The organism is Rhodococcus sp. BP-160 (genome assembly GCF_019836205.1).
Classification (GTDB): Bacteria; Actinomycetota; Actinomycetes; order Mycobacteriales; family Mycobacteriaceae; genus Rhodococcoides.
The window spans coordinates 128,539-155,052 of record NZ_JABUEK010000003.1; the positions used below are offsets into that span (position 1 = coordinate 128,539).

Here is a 26,514-nt window from a genome sequence, read left to right on the forward strand (position 1 = left end):
TCAGCCCCCGATGGCCCGGCGGATCACCGGGACGATGACGTCCCACGCGGCGTCGGTGGTCATCGACCAGTGCGTCACGGGCACCGAGTACGCGTCGACGACATCGGCGTAGGGGATCCAGCTGTCGGCGAACACGCGGCCGGTCGGATCGTCCGCCGCAGCCGCGAAGAACAGCAGCGTCCCGTCGAAGTAGGGCGACTCGTGCTGTTCCATGAGCACACCGTTGTGCGCAGCACCCCGCAGCATCAGCTCGACCGTGCGTTCGTCGAGGACATCCGCGACAGCCGGTGCGGACGCGATCATGCGAGCGGCCTCCTCGAAGCTGCCGAGGGGCACGTCCGGGACGCCCTCGGTGCTCACGCCCAGAGCGCCGAGGAGCTCGGCCAGAGACAGTGAGGTCTCCTCGCCGCTCGCCTCGGTCGGTGCAGGACCGCCACGGGAATCGAGGATCGCCACCAGCTCGACGGTCTCCCCTGCCTCGCGCAGCATGCTCGCCACCGTCTGGGCGACGGTGCCACCGAACGACCACCCGAGTAACCGGTACGGGCCCTCCGACTGCACGGTGCGGATCTCCGCCAGGTAGCGCTCGGCGACCGCTGTGATCGACTCCTCCAGGGTGTCGTCCCCGGACAGGGCCGGCGTCTGGATGCCGTAGATCGGGATCTCCGGGCTCAATCGCGACGCCAGACCGGTGAAGCTCCACGCCAACCCGACGATCGGATGGAAGCAGAACAGCGGCGCCTGGCTGCCCGTGGTGCGGATGGGCAGGAGCACGCCGAGCGCGTCCTTGTCGTCCCCGACCGATCCCGCCTCGACCTTCGCCGCGAGCGTCGCCGGCGTGGGCGAGGTGAAGATCCACTGCAACGGAACGTCGCGTTCGATGGCCTCGGACGCCCTGGCAGTACTCAGCAACTTGGTCGCACTCAGCGAGTTGCCGCCGAGCTCGAAGAAGTTGTCGTCCACGCCGACCCGGTCGACGCCCAGTACCGACGCGAAGGCCTCGGCGAACGCGGCCTCGATCGGGGTGGAGGGCGCCCGGTACTCCCGCTGGGCCGCCATCTCGGGGCTGGGCAGCGACTTGCGATCCATCTTGCCGCTGGCTCCGAGTGGGATGGCGTCGATGACGACGATCCGGCTCGGCACCATGTACGACGGCAGTCTGGTTCCCGCGAACTCCTCGAGCGCGGCGAGATCGACCGTCGAGCCCTCCTGTGGGACGACATAGCCGATCAGGGCGGGGCTGCCGCCGAAGCGCTTGACCGCGGCCGCGGCCACGGTCACGCCGTCGAACGAGGCGAGAACCTTCTCGACCTCGCCGAGCTCGATGCGGAAGCCGCGGACCTTCACCTGATCGTCGGTACGGCCGATGTACTCGATGTCGCCGGCTGTGGTCCACCGGACGGCGTCACCCGTGCGGTACATCCGGCCGGGCTCGAAGGGGTTGGCAACGAATCGGTCCGCGGTGAGTTCGGTCCGGCCGAAGTATCCCCATGCCAGCTGGTCGCCGGCCAGGTACAGCTCGCCCACGACACCGTCCGGGACCGGACGCAGGGCACCGTCGAGCACGTAGACGCTGGTGTTCGCGGCCGGACGCCCGATGGGGATCGACGACGAGGTACCGGTGTACGCGCCCGAGAAACGGGTGACGGTGACGGCGGCCTCGGTCGGGCCGTAGAGGTTGTCCACCTGCGCGTCGCTGATCCGGCCGAACGCGTCGACACTGTCTCTCGGCAGCGCCTCGCCGGCGCAGAGCACGGCACGCACCGACGCCACGTCGGCGGCCTCGGCCACCGTGAGGAAGGCGACGAACGGGGACGGCACGAACACCGCGACGGTGACGTTCCGCGTGCGGATCAGATCCGCGATGTAGAGCGAATCGCTCTGCCCGCCCGGCTTGGCCAGCACCACCGTGGCGCCCGCGGTCAGCGGCCACCACAGCTCCCACACGGACACGTCGAACGTGACCGGCGTCTTCTGGATCACCGCGTCCGCCGTGGACAGCGAGTACTCCCGCGTCATCCAGGCCAGCTGGTTCGCGACGGCGGAATGACCCACCGCGACGCCCTTCGGCTTGCCCGTCGATCCCGACGTGTAGATGACGTACATCAGGTCGTCGCCCGTGATGGGCCTGGTGCGCTCCTCCTCGCGGATCGGTCCGAGGGCGAACTCGTCCAGATCCAACGTGTCCACGTCGACGCGTGAGCATCCCGTCTCGTCCAGATCCAGGACCACCGGGGAGACCGTCAGGACGCCGCGCGGACGCGCGTTCGCCAACACGTACCTGGTGCGCTCCGGCGGATGCTCGAGGTCGATCGGCAGGTACGCCGCCCCGGACCGCACAATCGCGTGCAAGGCGATCATCATGTCGAACGATCGCGGAATCGCGACCGCCACGAGGTCTCCCGGTCCGACGGAGTGGGCGATCAGATAGCGGGCGAGCGCCTGTACCCGCTCGTCGAACTCGCGGTACGTGAGCGAGACGTCGCCCGCCACGATCGCGGTGTCGTCCGGTGACGCCGAGAACTGACGATCGAGCATCTCGGTGACCGTCGGCGGCACTCCCGCCATCTCGGTGCGGTTGCGCTCGACCACCACGACGGACCGCTCGTCGTCGCTCATGATCTCGATGTCGCGGACCCGAGTGTCGGGTGCGAAGGCAACCGACTCGAGCACGCGCAGCAGACGATCGGCGAAGCTCTGCACGGTCGCCTCGTCGAAGAGCGACGTCGCGTAGGTGAACGCCATCTCCAGACCGCGTCCGTACTCGGAGTTCTCGTGTCCCTCGGCGACGACCAGATGCAGGTCGTACTGCGAGATCTCGGAGCCCGGTTCGAGCGCCGCGACCTCCAGGCCGGAGAGCGTCGCCTGTACCGGTGCGAGGTTCTGGAACGAGAAGCCCACCTGGAAGAGCGGGTTGAAGGCGGTCGACCGTTCCGGGTCCACCGCCTCGACCACGTTCTCGAACGGCACGTCCGCGTTGGCGAAGGCGCCGAGATCGACCGCCGACGCACTGCGCACCAGATCGACGAACGACAGGTCGGGATCGACGTCCAGTCGCAGCGCGAGCGTGTTCACGAACATGCCGACGAGGTGATCGAGCGCCTCGTCGCCGCGACCGGCGATCGGGGTGCCGACGACGACGTCGCGGGTGTTGCCGAGCTTGGAGAGCAACACCGAGAAGGCCGCGTGCACACCCATGAACAGCGTCGCCCGCGATCCTCGGCACACCTCCTGCAACGCGTCCATGACTCGCGCCGGGACGAAGAACCCGATCTCGTGTCCGCTCATGGACTGGACCTCGGGACGAGGTCGGTCGAAGGGCAGTTCGATGGGCCCGTCCAGCCCGGCCATCGACTCCTTCCAGTACGAGAGCTGTTCGGCGAGAACGGAATCCGGATCGTCCACGGCTCCGAGAACGTCGCGCTGCCACAACGTGTAGTCCGCGTACTGCACCTCGAGCGGACTCCACACGGGTGCGTTGCCCTCGGATCGGGATCCGTACGCGATCATCACGTCACGTGCGAGCGGAGCGACGGAGAAACCGTCCGCCGAGATGTGGTGCATGACGATCATCAGCACGTGGCTGTCCGCGCCGGTCTCGAGCAGGAGACCGCGCACCGGCACCCCCGCGGTGACGTCGAACCCGCGGGCGACGAACGACACCAGTCGCCCGCGCACGCGGTCCTCGGCCACGGAGTCCCGTTCGAAGTCGAGGGTGAGCTCGGCCGCCGGAACGATCTTCTGGAACGGTCCGAGTTCGTCCTGCGGGTAGTACGTGCGCAGGCTCTCGTGCCGGGCGACGACGTCCTGCACCGCACGCACGAGCGCGTCGACGTCGAGCGGCCCGGTGAGTCGCACGGCCAGCGGCACGTTGTAGGCGGGCGAGACGGTGTCGAACTGGTTCAGGAACCACATGCGCTGCTGCGCGAGCGACAGCGGGATGCGGTCCGGCCGTTCCCTGGCGACCAGCGGCGCGCGGGTGTCGGACGTCGCCGATTCCACCCTCGCGGCGAACCCGGCGACATCCGCGGTCTCGAACATCTCGCGAATGCCGACGGAGGTTCCGAGGCGCGCATTGATCCGCGCGATGACCCGCGTGGCCGACAGTGAGTTGCCGCCGAGCTCGAAGAAGTTGTCGTCGACGCCGACACGCTGAACCCCGAGGACGGAGGCGAACGCGTCCGCGACCGCTTCCTCGACGGGAGTGGAGGGTGCGCGGTACTCACGGGTGACCGACGCGTCGACCGCGGGGAGCAGTCGGCGATCGAGCTTGCCGTTCACGCTGAGCGGCAGCTCGTCGATGACGACGATCCGCGCCGGAACCATGTACGCGGGGACGAGTCCTCGCATGGTCTCCCGGACGGCGTCGACGTCGACCGTGCTGCCGGCCTCGGGCACGGCGTAGCCGATGAGGACGTCGCCGCCGGCGATGCGCTTGACCGCGGCCGCGGCTGCGGACACACCGTCGGCCGACGTGAGGGCGGACTCGACCTCGCCGAGCTCGATGCGGAAACCACGCACCTTCACCTGGTCGTCGGTCCGCGCCACGAACTCGAGTTCGGGCCCGTCGGCGCCGGCGCTCCAGCGCACGGCGTCGCCGGTCCGGTACAGGCGGCCCTCGCCGAACGGGTGGGCGACGAAGCGCTCCGACGTCAGACCCGGCCGACGGTGGTAGCCGCGGGCGAGCTGTACGCCGGACAGGTAGAGCTCTCCCATGACGCCCTGCGGCACCGGTCGCAACCGGTCGTCGAGCACGTACACACGCACGTTCGCCTCGGGTGCGCCGATGGGCACGACACCCGACTCGGCCGCCGTGATGCGGTGGGCGGTCGCCGAGACCGCGGCCTCGGTCGGCCCGTACAGGTTGATCACGGGCGCGTCGGACAGGCGCGCGAACGCGGTGACCACGTCGCGCGGCAGCGCCTCGCCGATGCAGACGACGGCACGCAGCGCGGCGACGTCGTCGCGGGTCGCGACGGCCGTGAACGCACCGAGCAGTGACGGCACGAAGTCGGCCACCGTGACGCGCTCGTCGCGCATGAGGCGCGCGAGATACACCGGATCGCGGTTGCCCTCGGCGTTCGCCACGACGAGCCGGGCGCCCGTGGTGAGGGGCCACCAGAGTTCCCAGACCGAGAGATCGAAGGTCGAGGGCGTCTTCTGCACCATCGCGTCGTCGACCGTGAGGGCGAACTCCGACTGCATCCACCAGATCTGGTTCGCGACGGCACGGTGCGGCAGGGCCACGCCCTTCGGCCTGCCGGTCGACCCGGAGGTGTAGATGACGTACGCGATGTCACCTGGGAGGAGTGTGCGGCTGCGTTCGGCATCGGTGACCGGATCGGACGGGTACGTCGAGAGGTCGACCGAGGACAGATCGATCTGCACGAGGTCGCTCGACACGGCGAGCCCGTCGGGTCCCGTGATCACGAGTGACGGCCCGGCGTCCGCGAGCACGTACTCGGTGCGGTCCGCCGGGTGATCCGGATCGATCGGCAGGTACGCGGCGCCGGTCTGCACGACGGCGTACAGCGCGACGATCGAGTCGAGCGACCGCGGAACCGCGACGGCGACGAGATCGCCGGTGCCCACTCCCGACGCCATCAGGTGGCGAGCGGAGCGAGCGACACGGGCGCCGAGTTCGGCGTACGTCAGGGACTCGCCCTCGAACGTGACGGCGACCGCGTCCGGGGTGGCCGCGACCTGCGACGTGAACATCGCGGAGAGCAGCGACGGCGCACCGTCGCGGTCGGTGGCGTTGACCGAGTCGATCAGCGTGCGCTGTTCGGCGTCGGACAGGACGTCGACGGCGCGCACCGGCACCGTCGGATCGTCCGTCACCGTGTCGAGAACGCGCAGCAGCCGCTCCACGAGCTGGTCTGCGGTACTGCGATCGAACAGCGCCGTCGAGAACGTCAACGCGCAGTCGAGCGCACTGGTGACACCGTCGCCACCTTCCTCCGCACCCACGAGCAACTGCAGATCGAACTGCGCCGCGCCGGTCTCGACGCCGAGGTCGGAGATCTCGAGACCGGGCAGGGTCAGCGAGATCTGCTCGAGGTTCTGGAACGAGAAGCCGACCTGGAACAGCGGGTGGTACGCCGTCGACCGCTCGGGGTTGATCGCCTCGACGAGACGCTCGAACGGGACGTCGGCGTTGCCGAATGCCGCGAGATCGCGGCCGCGCGCCTGCTCGACGAGATCGGCGAACGTGCTGTCGGGGTCGACGTCGAGCCGCAGGCCCAGCGTGTTCGCGAACTGGCCGATCATCTGGTCGAGCTCCTGCTCGCCGCGGCCGGCGATGGGGGTGCCGACCACGATGTCGCGCGATCCCGACAGCTTCGACAAGGTCACGGCGAACGCAGCGTGCATCGCCATGAACAGCGTCGAACGCGACGCCGCGGCGACACGGTTCAGAGCGGACGCACGGTCGGCGGAGATGGTGAAGCGCACCGACTCGCCGTCCATGGCCTGGATCTCCGGGCGCGGGCGATCGAACGGCAGCTCGATCGGTCCCTCGATGCCCGCCAGTGCGGTACGCCAGAACTCGACCTGCCGGGCGAGCACGGACTCGGGATCCGACTCGTCTCCCAGCACTTCGAGCTGCCACAGGGTGTAGTCCGCGTACTGCACCGGCAGCGGCGCCCACACCGGAGCGTTGCCGGCGATGCGGGACGAGTACGCCACCATGACGTCGCGGGCGAGGGGCCCGAGCGAGAACCCGTCCGACGACACGTGGTGGATGACGAACGCCAGGATCTGCTCCGACGGTCCGGTCCGGTAGATCGCCGCTCGCACGGGCACCTCGGTGGTGACGTCGAACCCGCGAGTCACGAAGCCGTAGAGGCGCGCGCGGACGTCCGCCTCGTCGACGTCGTCGACCGTGAGCGACAGCCCCGTGCGGTCGATCGGCAGCACCACCTGGTGCGGGCCGTTCTCGCCCTCGGGGTAGACCGTGCGCAACACCTCGTGCCGCCCGACGACGTCCACGACCGCCTGCTCGAGTGCCGCGACGTCGAGATCGCCGGTGAGCTTGATGGCGAGCGGGATGTTGTAGGCCGCAGACGACGCGTCGAACCGGTTGAGGAACCACATGCGCTGCTGAGCGAGCGACAGCGGGATCTCGTCCGGACGCTCGCGGGGAGCGAGCGGTACGCGGGTGCCGTACTCCACCGCACGCTCGGCGCGCAGGGCGAGACCGGCCGCGGTGGGCGCCTCGAAGATCTCCCGGATCCCGACGCGGGCGTTCAGTGCGGCGTTCACGCGGGCGATCACCTGCGTCGCCGACAGCGAGTTGCCGCCGAGCTCGAAGAAGTTGTCGTCCACGCCGACGCGCGGCACGCCGAGCACCGAGGCGATGGCTCCCGCCACCACTTCCTCCACCGGCGTCGACGGCGCGCGGTAGGTCGAGGCGGTGTCCACGCCGACCTGCGGCAGACGACGTCGGTCGAGCTTGCCGTTGACGCTCAACGGCAGTTCGTCGATCACGACGACGCGCTGCGGAACCATGTAGGACGGCAGCTGTTCCGCTGCCGCGGCCCGTACGGCGTCGACGTCCACGGTCGTGTCCGGACGGGCGACGACGTAGCCGACGAGGGTGTCTCCACCGCGTCCCGAGGACACGGCGGCGGCGGCCGCGGCCACCGATTCGTGGGACACGAGCACGCTCTCGATCTCGCCGAGCTCGATGCGGAACCCGCGGATCTTGACCTGGGTGTCCGTGCGATCGAGGAACACCAGTGCGCCGTCGGCGTTCCATCGCACGGCGTCACCGGTGCGGTAGAGCCGAGACCCGTTCTCGCCGAACGGATCCGCCACGAAGCGGTCGCTCGTCAGATCCGGGCGACCGACGTAGCCGAGTGCGAGCTGGACGCCGCCGAGATAGAGCTCTCCCCCGACGCCGGCCGGGACCGGACGCAGCCGGTCGTCGAGAACGTAGACGCGCACGTTCGCCTCGGGGGTACCGATGGGCACGGCTCCGGTCGCGCCGCGCACCGTGCGGTGGGCGGTCACGGAGACGGCGGCCTCGGTCGGTCCGTAGAGGTTGTCGAGCGGCGCGTCGGACAGTGCCTCGAACGCCCGGACGACGTCACGCGGGAGCGCCTCGCCGATGCACAGGACGGCGCGCAGGGACACGAGGTCCTCCCGCGACGCGACGGCGCAGAACGCACCGAGCAACGACGGCACGAAGTCGGCGACGGTGACGTGTTCCTCGCGCATCAGACGAGCGAGGTACGACGGGTCGCGGTTGCCCTCGGGCGACGCCAGCACGAGACGCGCGCCGGCGGTCAGCGGCCACCACAGTTCCCACACGGACAGGTCGAACGTCGCGGGCGTCTTCTGCACCATCGCGTCGGTCGCCGTGAGCCGGTACTCGTTCTGGATCCACGTCATCTGATTGGCGACGGCGCGATGCGGAAGGGCCACGCCCTTGGGACGACCTGTCGATCCCGACGTGTAGATGACGTAGGCGCGGTCCTGCGGCAACAGGGGCCGACTGCGATCGATGTCGGTGATGGGCGAGCCGTCGAAGAGCGACACGTCGACGGTCGCCAGATCCACCGTCGGGATCGTGGTCTCGACGGACAGCGGGGTGCCCGCGATGACGACGACCGACGGGGACGCGCTGTCGAGGACGTATTCGGTGCGTTCGGCAGGGTGGTCGAGGTCGATCGGCAGATAGCCGGCACCCGCCGCGACGACGCCGTACATCGCGACCATCGCGTCGATCGAGCGCGGGATCGCGACGGCGACGAGGTCACCGGTCCGCACGCCCTCACCGATGAGGAACCGGGCGAGACGGGACACCCTCTCGGAGAACTCACCGTAGGTGATCGAGTCGTCGAGATATGTCAGTGCCGTGGTGTCGGGCGCCGCCGCGACGCGCGCGGCGAACATGTCCGTGAGGAGCTCGGGCACGCCGGCCACCGCGGTGTCGTTGCGCGTGACGAGGATGTCGCGGCGCTCCTCGGGCGACAGGACGTCCACGGCGGCGATGCGGTCCTCGGGCCGCGCGGTGACGGCGTCGAGCACGCGCAGGAAGCGGTCGACGAAGACCTGTGCCGTGGACTCGTCGAAGAGCGACGTGGCGAAGGTGAGCATCGCGATCTGTCCTGCGGCGGCGTCCTCGCTGACGATGAGGTGCAGGTCGAACTGCGACACGTCGAAGTCGAAGCCCGCGTCGGAGACCGTGAGGTCGGGGAGTTCGAACCGGACGGGCGAGAGGTTCTGGAACGAGAAGCCCACCTGGAACAACGGGTGGTACGCCGTGGAGCGCACGGGGTTCAGTGCCTCGACCAGCTGCTCGAAGGGCACGTCGGCGTTGCCGAAGGCCGCGAGATCGAACTCGCGAACCGCGTCCACGAGGGCGCCGAACGTGAGGTCCGGGTCCACGTCGACGCGGAGTGCCAGCGTGTTCACGAACATGCCGACCATGTCGTCGAGCTCCGGCTCGCCGCGACCGGCGATCGGGGTGCCGACGGCGATGTCGCGACTCCCGCTGAGTGCGGACAGGGTGACGGACCAGGCGGCGTGCATCGCCATGAACAGCGTCGCGCGGCGCTCCTGCGCGATGCGGGTGAGCGCGGCGGTGATGTCCGCGGAGATCTCGAAGCGGATCGACTTGCCCTGCAACGACTGCACCGCGGGGCGGGGGCGGTCCGTGGGCAGCGGCAGCGCGTCGCCGAGGCCGGCGAGACGGGTCCGCCAGTACGCGACCTGCCGCGAGACGACGGAGGTGTCGTCGTCCAGCGATCCCAGGGCGGTCCGCTGCCACAGCGCGAAGTCGGCGTACTGCACCGGGAGCGGCGTCCAGCCGGGAGCCTCGCCGCGGACGCGGGCGGTGTAGGCCACCATGACGTCACGGGCCAACGGGCCCTGCGAGAAGCCGTCCGACGACACGTGGTGGATCACGATGCCGAGCACGTGCGCGGGGGCGTCTCCCGCCGCGTCCGTCACCTGCAGCAGGAGTCCGCGGACGGGCACCTCCGCGGTGACGTCGAAGCCGCCGGAGACGAAGGTGAACAGCCGTGCGGCGATGTTCTCCTCGGTGACGTCCTCGACCGCGAGGTCGAGCGGCACGTCGCGAGTGGGGAGAACCACCTGGGTCGGGCCGTCCGGAGTCTGCGGGTAGACCGTGCGCAGCGACTCGTGGCGGTCGAGGACGTCCCGGACGGCGAGCGTCAGTGCGTCGAGATCGAGGCGACCCTCGAGGCGGATGGCCAGCGGCACGTTGTAGGCGGGCGACGACGTGTCGAACTGGTTGAGGAACCACATGCGCGACTGCGCGAGCGAGAGTGGCACGTGAGCAGGACGTTCGACGGGCACCAGCGGTGCACGGGTGTCCGACGTCGACGCCGACTCGGCGCGCGCCGCGAACGTCGCGACGTCGGCCGACTCGAACATCTCACGGATGCCGATGCGGGTGTTCAGCCGGGCGTTGACCCGCGCCACCACCTGCGTCGCCGACAGCGAGTTGCCACCGAGCTCGAAGAAGTTGTCGTCCATGCCGACTCGCTCGACACCGAGCACCGCGGCGTACGCGGCGGCGACGATCTCCTCGACCGGGGTGGACGGCGCGCGGTACTCCCGCGCCACGTCCAGATCGATCGAGGGCAATCGGCGACGGTCGAGCTTGCCGTTGACGCTCAGCGGCAACTCCTCGATCACCACGATGCGCGCGGGAACCATGTAGCCCGGAACCGCTTCGGCCGCAGCGGATCGCACCGCGTCGACGTCGAGGGTGACGTCCTTCTCGGGCACCACGTAGCCCACCAGCAGCTCGCCGCCGGCGGTACGGGCGACGGTGGCGGCCGATGCGGCGACACCGTCGGCGGTGGTCAGCGCGGCCTCGACCTCGCCGAGTTCGATACGGAAACCGCGCACCTTGACCTGGTCGTCGGTGCGGGCGACGAACTCGAGAACCCGTGCGTCACCGCGGGTGACCCAGCGGACCGCGTCACCGGTGCGGTAGAGCCTGCCGGACCCGAACGGATCGGCGACGAAGCGCTCCGCCGTCAGGGTGGTGTTGCCGAAGTAGCCGAGCGCCAGCTGATCGCCCGCGAGGTAGAGCTCACCCGCGACACCGACGGGTACCGGCCGCAGTCGCGAATCGAGAACGTAGACCTGCACGTTCGCCTCGGGTCCACCGATGGACACCGGACCCGTCTCGTCGGACGCGATGTGGTGCACGGTGACCGAGACCGCAGCCTCCGTCGGTCCGTAGAGGTTCACCACCGGAGCGTCGGACAGTCGGCCGAACGCGGTGACCACATCGCGCGGCAGCGCCTCGCCGATGCACAGGACCGCTCGCAGTGACGCGACGTCCTCGGCCGTCGCCACCGAGGCGAACGCACCGAGGAGCGACGGCACGAAGTCGGCGACGGTGACGTTCTGCTCGCGCATCAGTCGCGCGAGTTCGGCGGGGTCCCGGTTCGCCTCGGGCGAGCCGATCACCAACCGGGCGCCCGCGGTCAGCGGCCACCACAGCTCCCACACCGACAGGTCGAACGTGGACGGTGTCTTCTGCACCATCGCGTCGTCCGCCGTGAGTTCGAACTCGTTCTGGATCCACCAGAGCTGGTTCGCCACAGCGCGATGCGGCAGCGCGACGCCCTTGGGACGTCCGGTCGACCCCGAGGTGTAGATCACGTACACGGGGTCCTCGGCCGACAGCGGGCGGCTGCGCTCGTCGTCGGTGACGGGAGCGTCGGAGAAGTCCGAGAGCTCCGCCGTGAGCACGTCGAGCGTCGGGACGTCCGAGGGCGCGGACAGAGTTCGCCCACCCAGCAGGATCAGCGACGGGCGGGCATCACCCAGCACGTACTCCGTACGCTCGGCCGGGTGGTCGAGGTCGATCGGCAGGTAGGCCGCACCGGCCTGGACCACCGCGTACATCGCGACCATCGAGTCGATCGACCGCGGCATCGCCACGGCGACGAGATCACCGGTCTGCACGCCGTCGGCGAGCAACCTGCGCGCCAACCGTGCGACGCGAGAACCGAACTCGCCATACGTGAGTGAGACGTCACCCTCGGTCAGGGCCGCGACGTCGGGACGCTCGGCGACCCGGTCGGCGAACATCCGCGCGACGGAGGTGGGCGCACCCGCGACACGAGTGTCGTTGGTGTCCACCAGGATCGACCGACGCTCGTCAGCGCTCAGGACGTCCGCGGTGTGCACCGGTGCGTCCGGACGGGCGATCAGCGCGTCGACCACGCGGGAGAAGCGCTCGGTGAACGACTCGGCCGTGGCACGGTCGAACAGCGCCTCGGCGAAGGTGAGCACCGACTGCAGCGAGCCGTCCTCGGCTCCCTCACTGACGATGAGGTGCAGATCGAACTGCGAGACCGCGGCCTCGAGCCCGACGTCCCCGACGGTGAGGTCGGGGAGCTCGAACGTCACCGGCGCGAGGTTCTGGAACGAGAAGCCCACCTGGAAGATCGGGTGGTACGCGGTCGACCGACGCGGGTCGACGGCCTCGACGAGCTGCTCGAACGGCACGTCGGCGTGACCGAACGCGGCCAGGTCGGCCGAGCGGGCGGCCGCGACCAGATCGGCGAACGACGCATCCGGATCGACGTCGAGACGCAGTGCCAGCGTGTTGACGAACATGCCGACCATGTCGTCGAGTTCGCGCTCGCCACGTCCGGCGATCGGGGTTCCGACGGCGATGTCGCGCGAGCCCGACAGGGCACCGAGCAGCACGGACCACGCCGCGTGCACGGCCATGAACAGCGTGCCCTGACGCGACGCGGCGACGGCGCGCAGTCCGGCCGTCTGCTCGGGGGTCAGCGCGAACTGCACCGAGTGGCCGAGCATGGACTGAACCGCCGGGCGCGGCCTGTCGGTCGGCAGCTCGATCGGATCGTCCAGACCGGCGAGCTGCTGCTTCCAGTACGCGATCTGCTGGGCGGTCAACGACTCCGGGTCGCTCTCCGATCCCAGCACCTCGCGCTGCCACAGCGCGTAGTCGGCGTACTGCACGGGCAGGGGTGCCCACTCCGGGATCGCTCCGGCGACGCGCGCCGAGTAGGCGACCATGACGTCGCGTGCCAGCGGGCCGAGCGAGAATCCGTCAGCGGAGATGTGGTGCACGACGATGGACAGCACGTACTCCGCCGCGTCACCGGCCGGGTCGACGACCTCGAGCAGCAGACCGCGCACGGGCACGGCGGCCGTGACGTCGAACCCGGACGCGATGAACTCGAACAACGCGCCGGGCACACCGGCGATCTCGACCGGTCGCGGCGCCAGGTCGAGGGGAACGTCGTCCACACCCAGGATGACCTGGTAGGGACCCTCTTCCGACCCGGGGTACACCGTGCGCAGCGTCTCGTGCCGGGCGAGGACGTCGCGGACGGCCTCCTCCAGCGCGGCGACGTCGAGCGTGCCGGTGAGGCGCACCGCCAGCGGGATGTTGTACGCGGGCGAGCTGGTGTCGAACTGGTTGAGGAACCACATGCGGCGCTGTGCGAGCGACAGCGGCACCGGATCGGGCCGCTCGCCCGCGACGAGCGCGGGGCGACGACCGACTCCACCCGAGAGTGCGCGCGCCGCGAGTTCGCCCACGGTCGACGCGTCGAAGATGTCGCGCACGCCGATGTGGGTGTCCAGTGCCGCGTTGATACGCGCGACGGCCTGGGTGGCCACGAGCGAGTTGCCGCCGAGATCGAAGAAGCTGTCGTCGACACCGACCCGCTCCACGCCGAGAAGATCGGCGAACACCTCGGCGACGGCCTGGTCCTCGGGCGTCTCCGGGGCGCGGTACTCGGCCTGCTGCCGCACCAGGGTGGGCTCCGGCAGCGCGGCACGGTCGAGCTTGCCGACCGGGTTCAACGGCACGGAGGTGAGCGGCATGATCACCGCGGGCACCATGTGCGCGGGCAGGCTCTCCTTGACGGAGGCGTGCACGGCCGCGATGTCCAGGGTCGCGCCCGCCTCGAGCAGGGACGCCGCCGGCAGGACGTAGGACACGAGGTCGGTGACGCCACCGACGGATCGGTGGCCGACCGTCACGGCGAAGTCCACGTCCGGGTGCGCCGCGAGAGCGGCGTCGATCTCGCCGAGCTCGATGCGCTGGCCCCGGATCTTGACCTGGAAGTCGCTGCGGCCGATGTACTCGACGGTGCCGGCCTCGGTCCAGCGGACCACGTCGCCGGTGCGGTACAGACGGCTCCCCGCGGGACCGTACGGATCGGCGACGAAGCGCTCGGAGGTGAGCGTCGGGCGGCCGAAGTAGCCGCGCGCGACACCCGGTCCTCCGGCGTAGAGCTCACCGGGAACGCCGACGGGCACGGGCCGCAGTCGGCCGTCCAGCACGTACTCGCGAGTGCCCTTGCTGGGACCGCCCACCGTGATCGGATCGCCTGCGGAGAGGGGCACCGACGCGTTGATCATGATCGTCGTCTCGGCGGGTCCGTACCCGTTGACGACGGTGCGGCCGGACGTCGCCCACGCCGCCATCAGATCCGGCGGAAGAGCTTCGCCGACGGGCATGACGGCGCGCACGGACGGCACCGCGTCCGGTTCGACGGTCGCCAGCGCGGACGGCGTGATCACCATGTGGGTGACACCCTCGTCGGTGACGAAGCGCGCCAGATCGGGTCCGCCGTAGAAACCGGCGGGCGCCGGTGCCAGCGGCACGGCATTGCCGGCGGCCAGCAGAATCTCGAAGATCGACGCGTCGAAGCTCGTCGACGCCACGGCCAGGACGATCGAGGCGTGGTCGATACCCAGCGAGTCCGTCTGTGCGGCCACCAGATTGGCGAGACCGGTGTGCGGGACGACGACACCCTTGGGGCGACCGGTCGATCCGGACGTGTAGATCATGTACGCCGCGTTGCCCATGCGCACGGCGCCGAGACGCTCACCGTCGGTGAGGCGCTCGGGCGAGCGGTAGTCGACGTCGGCCGCGAACTGCTCGTCGTCGAGGACGAGCCACCGCAGCCCGTCGACGTCGGCGGGGCGGTCGGCGACCGTCGTGATGCCGAGCGCCGCCGTCGAGTCGTGCACCATGTAGTCGATGCGCTCGGCAGGGTGTGCCGGGTCGACGGGCACCACGTAACCGCCCGCCTTGGCGACCGCCCAGACGCAGAGCACGAACTCGGGCGACCGCGGAACCGCCACGGCCACCACGACGTCCGGTCCGACACCCGCGTCGACGAGGACGCGCGCGAGGCGCGTGGCACGAGCGTCGAGCTCCTCGTACGTCCACTGCACCGATCCCTGGCGAACGGCGAGTCTGCTGGGAGCGTGATCCGCGGCGTCCTCGAGGATCCGGACGAGCGTGCGCTCGTCGACGTCGGCGGATCCGCGGCGGGACAGCAGGTCGGCGCGCTCGTCGGCGAGCAGCGTCTCGATGCGGCCGACGGGTGCACCCGGTGACGTGGCGAACGCCGCGAACACGGCCTGCAGGCGACTGCCCAGTGCGGACACGTACTCGTCGGAGAACAGGTCGCGCAGGTAGCGCAGCGTCATGCGGATCTGCGTGTCCGCGAACGTGACCACGTTGATCGGGTAGTGCGTCGCGTCGAGCACCTGAGCGCCGGTGACAGCCATGCCGTCGATGGACGCGGCGGCCTTCAGGCCCTCCTCGTCCACCGGGTAGGACTCGAGAACGGTGATCGAGTCGAACACCGCGCCCGGGCCGACAGCGGTGGTGATGTCCGCCAGCCCCAGGTAGTGGTGGTCGAGCAACGCCGTCTGCTCCTCTTGCAACCGGAGCAGGAAGGACTCGATGCTGTCGGACTCGTCGATGCGCACGCGGACGGGCAGCGTGTTGATGAACAGGCCGACCATGGTCTCGACGCCCTCGAGGTCGGCGGGGCGACCGGAGACCGTTCCACCGAACGCGACGTCGTCGCGGCCCAGCTGGCGCGCGAGCACGAGGCCCCACGCCGCCTGCACGATCGTGCTGAGCGTGACACCGAGACGCGACCCCAGATCGGTCAGCTCGGACGTGACCTTCTCGTCCATGACGACCTCGACCCGACCCGTGTCGGTCGAGACCCCGGACGTGTCGGTGATGCCCGACAACAGTGTCGGCTCTTCCGCCCCGGCGAAAGCCGTGGTCCACGCCTTGACCGAGACGGCGCGGTCGCGGACCGACAGCCACTCCAGGAAGGAACGGTAGGACCGGACCTCGGGAAGCAGCGACGCATCTCCGCGCAGCGCGTACAGCGTGAGGAGATCCTTGAGCACCAGCGGCATCGACCATCCGTCGATGACGATGTGGTGCGCCATGAACGACAGCGTGACCGCGTCGTCGGCGGTGCGGATCATCCGGAAGCGCACCAGCGGCGCGCTGTCCATCGAGAACCGGCGGTCCCGCTCGGTCTCGAGCTCGACGCGCAGGTCGCCCTCGATGTCGTCGTGGCCGCGCAGGTCGACGTCGACCCACGGAACCTCGGCGGAACTCGGAACCAGTTGCACCGCACGACCGTCCGCGGTGGTGCGGAACGAGGTCCGCAGCCCGTCGTAGCGCGCGAGCAGCGCACCGGCCGCGGCGACGAACCGGTCCCGGTCGACGTCGCCGGTCAGGTCCATCACGACCTGCATGACGTAGACGTCGGGAGCGCCGGCCGGCTGCATCGACGAGTGGAACAGCAGACCCGCCTGCAGCGGAGCAAGGGACCAGACGTCCTCGAGATGAGACCCGGCATCGGACATCTCGTTCTCGAAGACCTCGATGTCCTTCTGCGACACCGGCACCAGCGGTACGTCGGACGGCGTGAGGCCGCCGGCATCGCCGCTCCCGACGTGCTGAGCGAGCGCCGTGAGCGCCTCGACCCAGTAGGTGCCGAGCACGGACACGTCCTCCGACGACAGGATGCCGCGGGGGAAGGCGAACGTGGCACCGAGCTGCTCGTCCGCGAGGACTGCGTTGATGTCGAGCACAGCGATCGCCGGCATGTCGGCATCGAGAGGCACGTCCGCGAGGGTGGTGATGTCGGACGACGGGAGGAAGCCCAGACCCTCCGCACCCTCGGGCAGCTCGCCCGCGGACAGGCGGCCCAGGTAGTTGAAGCTGATCTGGCCGACGGATCGCGCGAGAACCGAGCGTCCCGTCTCGTCGAGGTAGCGCAGCATGCCGTAGCCCATACCGCGATCGGGCACCGCGAGCAGCTGTTCCTTGACGGCCTTGACAGCTCGGCCGGCCGCGGCGCCACCGGCGAACGCGTCGTCGAGGTCGACGTCGGTGAGGTCGAGCAGCACGGGGAAGATCGACGTGAACCAGCCGACGGTCCGCGACAGATCCGCGAGTCCGGCGTCACCGAGCACGTCCTCCTCGCGGCCGTGGCCCTCGAGGCGCAGCAGCAGCGACGACGTCTCGGTGCCGCGCTCACGGCGCCACTTCGCCACGGCCAGAGCCAGTGCGGACAACAGTCCGTCGTTCACGCCGCCCCGGAACACCTGCGGCAGAGCGGTGACGACGGCGGTCGTCACGTCCGCCGGGACGGTGACGCGCACCTTGTCGAGCGTGGCCTGCACGTCGACGGCGGGGTCGAGATCGCGGTCGCCGAGCAGCACGTCCTCGGACCGCACGACGGAACTCCAGAACGGCAGTTCCGAGCGACGGGACGGCGCCTGGTCCACGAGCGCGTGCGCCCAGGTACGCATCGACGTGCCCACCGGTTGCAGAGTCGGCTCGGTCCCGGAGAACACGCCGAACCACGCGGTGACCAGGTCCGGCACGATGATGCGCCACGAGACACCGTCGACGGCGAGGTGATGGCCGGCGACGACGAGGTGGCCGCCGGTCGACGGCCCCCGGTCCAGCCAGACGAACTGCACGAGACGACCCTCGGCCGTCGACAGGCGATCCAGCGCCGAGTCGAGTGCCGTGCGAGCCACCTTCTCGAGGTCGTCGCCCGTGACGTCGGCATCGACGTCGACCCGGGTGAGCAGCGACGCGGCGTCCACCGAACCCGGTGCCGCGGTGACGATCTCGAAGCCGTCGTCGAGCGACCCGGTGAGGCGCGCGCGGAACATGTCGTGACGGTCCAGCACGGCCTGCAGTGTCGCGGTGATACCGGCCTCGTCGATACCTGTCGGCAGGTCCAGTACGACGCTCTGCGAGAAGCGCTCGTAGGCACCGCCGCGGCGGGTCATGAAGTGCTCCACCGGGGTCAGCGGACGCGATCCGACGCCGCCACCCTCGAGCTCGGGCAGCATGCGGACGGCGTTCTCCCCCGACGACACGACGGCCGCCAGTGCGGACACCGTGCGCTGCTCGAAGACGTCGCGCGGGCTGAGCGACAGCCCGGCCGCGCGGGCGCGGGAGACAAGCTGAATGGAGACGATGCTGTCTCCGCCGAGTGCGAAGAAGTCGTCGTCCGCGCCGACCCGATCGACGCCGAGCACGTCGGCGAAGACCGCAGCGAGGGCGCGCTCGGTCTCGGTGGCGGGTTCGCGGTACGTGTCTGTGTCGGTACCGAACTCGGGCGTCGGCAGAGCCCGTCGGTCGACCTTGCCCGTGGCACCCAGCGGCACCTCGTCCATGACGACCACGGCGGACGGGACCATGTGCGCGGGAAGTGATTCCGCTGCCCACTCGGTGACGTCCGACTCGCGCAGCAACGATCCCGCGGTCAGCGTGACGTAGGTGACCAGCACCTTGGACCCGGCAGCGGTGGTGAAGGGAGCGGTCAGCGCGAACTGCACCTCGGGGTGCGAGGACACGACGGCGTCGATCTCGCCGGGCTCGATGCGGAACCCGCGGATCTTGATCTGCGAGTCGCCACGACCCACGTACTCGAGTTCGAGGTCGCCCGTCTCGGGGCGGCGCCACCAGCGCACGACGTCGCCCGTGCGGTACATGCGAGCACCGGGCTCGCCGTACGGATCGGCGACGAAGCGCTCGGACGAGAGTGCCCGGCGCTTGTGGTAGTGCTGCGCCACACCGGGTCCCGCGGTGTAGAGGTCGCCGGGAACACCGACGGGGACGGGGTTGAGCCGAGCGTCCAAAACCATCGCGCGACCGCCGCGGATCGGGCCACCGAACGGCATGGGGCCACCCGGCACCATGGGCTTGCCGATGTGCGAGACGATCGTGGTCTCGGTCGGTCCGTACACGTTGAGCATGCGGCGACCCGGCGCGAACCTGGTGACCAGGTCCTGCGAGTACGCCTCGCCGCCGACCGAGATGGTCTGCAACGCTTCGAGACCCGAGTGGTCCACCGAGGCCAGCGCGGCCGGGGTGATGAACGCGTGCGTCACCGCGTGACGGCGCAGGAACTGCGCCAGCTCCTCACCGCCGTACACGGTGGTGGGAACAATGACCAGCGCGGCGGCAGCGGGAACCGCGAGCAGCAGCTCCAGCAGTGATGCATCGAAGCTCGGCGACGCGAAGTGCATGACCCGCGAGTCACGCTCGACGCGGTACTGCTCGCGCTGCGAGACTCCGAGCTGGTTCAGGCCACGGTGCGAGACCGAGACGCCCTTGGGCAGACCGGTGGAACCGGAGGTGTAGATGATGTACGCGCGGTCGGCCGGCGTGACGGCCGTCCGGCGGTCGGCGTCGGTGATCGGATCCGCCGACGCGGCCGAGACCTGTGCCCGGATCTCGTCGGAATCGACGACGAGCCAGTCGATCTCGTCGGGCAGGGACGCCCGGTGCACGCCGAGCGTCAGGCCGACACGGACGCCCGAGTCGGTCACCATGTGTTCGATGCGATCGGCCGGGTAGTTGGGGTCGATCGGGACGAAGGCCGCACCCGTACGGGTCACCGCCCACATCAACGCGACCGACTCCGCGGAGCGCGGGACCGACAGCGCCACGGCGGATCCGGCCCCGATGCCACGGTCGATCAACACTCGGGCGAGTCGAGCCGAGAACTCGCCGAGTTCGCGGTAGGACACCGACGTCCCGTCGAACAGGACCGCGGAGTCGAAGACCAGCGCCGGACCGTCGGGGTTGGTCGCGACGGCATCGACGAGGAGGTCGCCGAGCGTCCGCTCCGCCACCGCGTCGTCCCCGGTGACGGGTGCCAACGACGCCGCCTCCTCGGAGTCGAGCAGTGGGATGTCGCCGACGGCGCGGTCGGGCGTCTCGATCGCCGCGGCCAGCACGCGCTCGAAGCGCTCGCAGAACAGCGTGACGGTCTCCGCATCGAACAGGTCGGTCGAGAACGTCACCTCCATCGTCATGCCCGCGGCCTGTACGTCACCCGACCGGCCTCCGGCCTGCCCGCCGTCCTCCACCGTTTCCGTGATCTCGATGGACAGGTCGAACTTCGCGGAGTGGATGCCGGCGTCGTACCGGGCGACCTCGAGGCCGCCGAGTTCGAACGTCGTGCGCTCGAGGTTCTGGAACGCCAGCGCCACCTGGAAGAGCGGGTTGTGCGATGTCGAGCGCTCCGGAGCGAGGACCTCGACGAGCCGCTCGAAGGGGATGTCCGCGTTGCCGAAGGCGCCGAGGTCCACGGTCTTCGTCTCGGCCAGCAGCTCGGTGAACGTGGCGTGCGGCGAGACCTGCGTGCGCAGCACGAGCGTGTTGACGAACATGCCGACGAGGTCGTCGAGCGCTTCCTCGCCGCGACCGGCGATGGGGGCACCGACGGCGATGTCGGTGGTGTTCGACAGTCGGGCGAGTACGACGGCGAGCGCACTGTGCACGACCATGAAGAGGCTCGCGTCGTGGGCGCGTGCGAAGTCTGCCGCGCGAGTGTGGATCTCGGCATCGATCGTGTGGTGGACCGCGGACCCGGCCCCGGTGGACACCGCGGGACGCGGGCGGTCCGACGGGAGCGTGAGCACCTCCGGCAAATCGTCGAGCTGCGTCACCCAGTACGACTCCTGCTGCGACGCCAGTGATTCCGGGTCGGACTCGGAGCCCAGCATCTCGCGCTGCCACAGGGAGAAGTCGGCGTACTGCACGGTCAGCGGACGAAGCGGGCCGTTCTCGGACCACGCCGGCGTGCCGGCCTGACGTGCCGCGTAGGCGGTCATGACGTCGCGGGCGAGCGGGCCCATCGAGAATCCGTCGGCACTGACGTGGTGCACGACGAACGCCAGCACGGCCTCGGTGTCCGACGTCCGCAGCAGTGCGCCGCGCAGCGGCACCTCCGCGGTGACGTCGAAGCCGGAGGTCACCATGTCGAGGACGCGCGCCTGCACGTCGTCCGCGGCGACCTCGGTCACGGCGAATTGTCCGGCGACCCGGTCGGCGGGCAGGATCACCTGGTACGGCGTGCCGTCCACCTGCGGGTAGAGCGTACGCAGAGACTCGTGGCGCTCGAGCACGTCGCCGACGGCCGCGCGCAGCACGTCCACGTCGAGCGCACCGCGCAGCGTGATGACGAGCGGGATGTTGTAGGCCGCCGACTCGGTGTCGAACTGGTTGACGAACCACATGCGGGACTGCGCGAGCGACAGCGGAATTCGCTCCGGGCGCTCCCTCGGCGCCAGCACGGGCCGGGTACGGCCGGTGTGAGCCGCGGCGTCGATCCGGGCGGCGAGCGCGGCCACCGTGGGCTTCTCGAACAGATCGCGGACGCCGATGGAGCTGGACAGCGCCTCGTTGACCCGCGCGACGGCGCGCATGCCGACCAGCGAGTTGCCGCCGAGCTCGAAGAACGAGTCGTCGATGCCGACGCGCGGGGCATCGAGCAGTGCGGAGAAGACGTCCGCGACGACCTTCTCGGACACCGTCTCCGGAGCCCGGTACTCCCGCGGTCCGGACACGTCCACGGGCTCGGGCAGAGCGCGGCGGTCGAGCTTGCCGCTGGGGCTGAGCGGGATCTCGTCGAGCACCGTCAGGTGTGACGGCACCATGTACGCGGGGACGCGCTCGGCGACCAGGTCGAGGACACTCGCCAGTTCCGGTGCGCGCCCGGCCTCCGGCACGATGTACGCCACCAGAGCTTCGCCGGTGCGCTCGTCGGAGTGCACGATGGCCACGGCGCGGGCCACGTCCGGGTGCGCTGTGAGAGCGGACTCGATCTCGCCGAGCTCGATGCGCAGACCACGGAGCTTGACCTGGAAGTCGGTGCGGCCGAGGAACTCCAGCTCACCCGACGCGGTGACCGAGACGAGGTCGCCGGTCCGGTACATCCGCTCACCGGTCGTGCGGGGATCGGCGACGAAGCGATCGGCGGTGAGGTCGGGCCGACCGAAGTACCCACGAGCCAGCTGCGCGCCCGTGAGATAGAGCTCTCCCGGGACACCGACCGGAACGTCGTGCAGACGCGAGTCCAGCACGCGCGCACCGGTGTTACGGATCGGGCGACCGATGGGCACGGTACGGACGTCGGCGTCGGTGGTCCGGTGCAGCGTGGACGTGACCGTCGCCTCGGTGGGGCCGTACGTGTTGTCGAGCTCGGCGGCCGACGAGGCCGCGAACCGACGCACCAGATCGGCGGACAACGCCTCGCCGCCCACCGACAGGTAGCGCAGCGATCCCGGCAGGGCCAGACCGGCATCGGACATGAAGAGCTCGAGCATGGACGGTACGAACTCGAGGATCGCGATGCCGTGCGAGCGCGCCTGGTCGAGCAGGTACTGCACGTCGAGGTGGCCGTCCGGACGCGCGACGACGAGGGTGGCTCCGAGCTGCAAGGGCAGGAAGAGTTCCCACACCGACGCGTCGAACGTCACCGGCGTCTTCTGCAGCATCGTGTCGCCGACCGTGAGGTCGTACGTCTCGTGCATCCAGAGCATCTGGTTCAGGACGGAGCGGTGCGAGACCGCCACACCCTTGGGGCGGCCGGTCGAGCCCGATGTGTAGATGATGTAGGCGATGTTGGACGGCACGAGCGTGCCCGTCCGCGCCGCGTCCGTCAGCGGCTCCGCGGACACGTCGGCGAGATCGACCGTGTCGACGTCGATCACGTTGTGGTGCTCGGGCAGGTCGCGGTGATCGCGCGTGGTGGTCAGCACGACGACGGGTGCGGCGCTGGACAGGACGTACTCGGTGCGCTCGTGCGGGTGGTCCGGATCCACCGGCACGTAGGCGCCACCGGCCTCGAGCACCGCGTAGATGCCGATCATCATCTCGAGCGAGCGGCGCATGCCGACGGCCACGCGGGCGTCGGGACCGACCCCCAGTGCGACGAGGTGCCGTGCCAACCGGTTCACCCGCGTGGAGAACTCGGCATACGTGAGAGAGGTCCCCTCGTACACGAGCGCGGTCCGACTCGGATCCTGTGCGGCGCCGCGGCGGAACGCGTCGAGGAGGGTCTCGGCGGGCAGCGGAGCGTCGATGCCGCGCAGCGCGGCGAGCTGCGTCTGCTCGCCGGAGGTGGTCAGCGGGAGATCGCCGACGGCGGTGGCGGAATCGGCCACGACGGCGGCGAGGATGCCGACGTAGCGTTCCGCGATGGTGCGTGCGGTGGGTTCGTCGAACAGATCCGTGGCGTACAGCAGCGATCCGTCGATGGGACCGGGCGACCCGTCGGGGTTCACCTGCTCCATGAGCGTCAGCGTCAGGTCGAGCTTCGCGACCGGCACGTCCGAGTCGAGGAGACCGATGGTGACGTCGGGCAGCTCGATCTCGGTGCGTTCGAAGTTCTGCAGCATGAGCAGTACCTGGAACAGCGGCGCGTAGGCGAGCGAGCGCTGGGGTCGCAGGATCTCGACCAGCCGGTCCAGCGGCAGGTCCGAGTTGCCCAGCGCATCGAGGTCAGCGGTGCGGGTGCGGAGCAGGAAGTCCTCGAACGACTCCCCCGGCTCCAGATGCGATCGCAGGACCAGCGTGTTGCCGAACATGCCGACGAGCGGATCGAGCGCCTGCTCGCCGCGGCCCGCGATCTGCGTGCCGACGGACACGTCGTCGGTGGCGGCCATGCGCGAGAGCAGCACGGCCAGGGCGGCGTGCACCACCATGAACAGCGTCGAGTTGGTGCGTCGCGCGAGGTCGTTCAGACCCTCGACGACGTCCGTCTCGAGTCGGAACGGCACCGTTGCACCGCGGGACGACGGCTGCGCCGGTCGCGGCCGGTCGGTGGGGAGTTCGATGACCTCGGGGGTGCCGGCGAGGGCGCGCGTCCAGAAGTCGATCTGCTTGGCGCTCAACGACTCGGGATCGCTCTCGTCGCCGAGGAGCTCGCGGTGCCACATCGCGTAGTCCGCGTACTGCACCTCGAGCTCGGGCAGCTCGGGAGCCGCACCGGCGCTGCGCGCCACGTAGGCCGTGGTGAGGTCGCGCACCAGCGGGGCGAGCGATCCACCGTCACTGGCGATGTGGTGCATGACCACGGCGAGGACGTAGTCCTGGTCCGCGATCTGGAAGAGCTTGGCACGGAAGGGCACCGAGGACGACACGTCGAAGCCGTCGAGCACCACCGGGGTCAGTCGCTCGTACACCGAGCTCTCGTCGATCCGCTCCGGATCGAGCACCACCGACACCGACGACGCGGGCTCGATGCGCTGCACCGGACCGCTGTCGGTCTGCGGGTAGACGGTGCGCAGCGTCTCGTGCCGCGTGATGAGATCCTCGAACGCGTGGCCGAGCGCCTCGAGATCCAGCGCACCCGTCATCCGCAGCACGACAGGCTGGTTGTACGCGGGCGACGTCACGTCGTACTGGTTGGTGAGCCACATCCGCTGCTGGGCGTAGGACAGCGGCAGGTCACCCGAGCGATCACGACGCACGAGCGGCGGCCGCTCCGGGGCACCGAGCGAGAGATCCACCCGCGCAGCGAGATCCGCGACGGAGGTCGCCTCGAACACGTCCCGCACCGCGATGCGGGACTGCGCCGCCTGATTGATCCGGGCGACCACCTGCGTCGCGAGCAGCGAGTTGCCACCGAGTTCGAAGAAGGTGTCGTCCAGACCCACGCGCTCGGCCGACAACAGGTCCGCCAGCACCTCGGACACCGTGATCTCGGTCCGGGTCTCCGGGGCCCGGTACTCCTTCGTCGACGTGCCGATGGTCGGCTGCGGCAGCGCCGCGCGATCGAGCTTGCCGACGGGTGTGAGGGGCACGGCGTCGATGACGATGATCTCGGACGGCACCATGTACGCGGTGAGGCTCCGGCCGACGAAGGCCGTGACGTCGTCGACGTCGATCTCGTGGCCCGGCTCGGGCTGCACGTAGGCCACGAGCACCGTCGAGCCGTCGGGCAGCTGATGACCGGCCGCCGCGGCGAAGCGGACGTCCGGGTGCGCCGTCAGGGCGGCGTCGATCTCGCCGAGTTCGATGCGGAACCCGCGGACCTTCACCTGGAAGTCGGAGCGGCCCAGGTAGTCGACCGCGCCGCCGCTGCGCACGCGGGCGAGGTCACCGGTGCGGTACACGCGCGAGCCGGGTTCACCGAAGGGGTCCGCGACGAAACGCTCCGCGGTGAGCGACGGCCGACCGTGATACCCGCGGGCCAGACCGGGGCCGGCCGCGTACAGCTCACCGGCGACACCGGCCGGGACGTCGCGCAGGCGGCCGTCGAGCACGGGCGTGCGGAAGTCGCGGATCGCGCCGCCGATGGAGACGGGCGCGTCCGGGAACAGCTCCGCGCAGTTGGTCATGATGGTGGCCTCGGTCGGACCGAAGCCGTTGAACATGCGGCGGGTGTCGGTCACGAAGCGGGACACCAGTTCCGGCGGGCACGCCTCACCGGCGGTGACCACGACCCGCAGGTCGGGCAACTCCGACGGCGTGACCGAGGCCAGCACGGACGGGGTGATGACGGCATGGGTCACCCGCTGCTCGCGCAGCAGAGCCGTCAGATCGTCGCCGCCGAAGACGTCGGGCGGCGAGACGACCATCGTCGCTCCGGACCCCACGGCCATGAGCAGTTCGAAGACCGAGGCGTCGAAACTCGGGGATGCGACGGCGAGGGTGCGGGCGGACGCGTCGATACCGAAGCGCTCACGCTGCTCGGCCACCAGACTCGAGAGACCGGCGTGCGTCACCTCGACGCCCTTGGGTCGACCCGTCGATCCGGACGTGTAGATCATGTAGGCCGTGTTCGCGGGGCCGAGCACCCGTACGCGATCGGCGTAGGTGACCGGCTCGGCGGACCGTGCGTCGATGGCGGCGTCCAGGTCGGCGTCGCCCAGGACGAGCCAGCTGGGGCCCACTCCCTCGGGCAGGGTCTCGCGGTGCTCCGTGGTGGTGATCCCGAGGGTGGCCCCCGAATCGGTGAGCATGTACTCGATGCGGTCCGCGGGGTACTTCGGATCGACCGGCACGTATGCCGCACCGGTCTTGGCGACCGCCCAGATCGACAGGATCGACTCGGCGGACCGCGTGACGGCCAGCGCCACCACGTCCTCGGCGCCGATGCCGCGCGCGATCAGCTCGCGCGCCAGTTTCGACGACGCCGCGTCGAGCTCGCGGTAGGTCCACTCGGTGGTCGCGCCGGACTCGTCGCGGAACACGAGAGCCACACCGTCGGCGTTCGCCTCCACGGCGGCCGCGAGGATCTGCGGCAGGGTGGCCGCGCGAGGACGCTGCCGGCGACGCGGGCGTTCCCTGGTCGGACGCTCGCGGCGGGGTGTCCCCGCGCGTCCCGGACGTTCCGCCCGCGACCGGTCCTCGTTCGAGGTCTCGTCGGGAGTGCCATCCGTCATCGTCGT

At 70.1% G+C, this 26,514-nt stretch carries 1 protein-coding gene; it reads right to left on the reverse strand.

What is annotated here, in order from left to right; translation table 11 throughout:
• Positions 1-26,508: a non-ribosomal peptide synthase/polyketide synthase gene (locus HQ306_RS12550; protein ID WP_222631731.1), complete on the reverse strand. Its 26,508-nt coding sequence runs from the start codon at positions 26,506-26,508 to the stop codon at positions 1-3.
• Positions 26,509-26,514 lie beyond the last annotated feature (6 nt).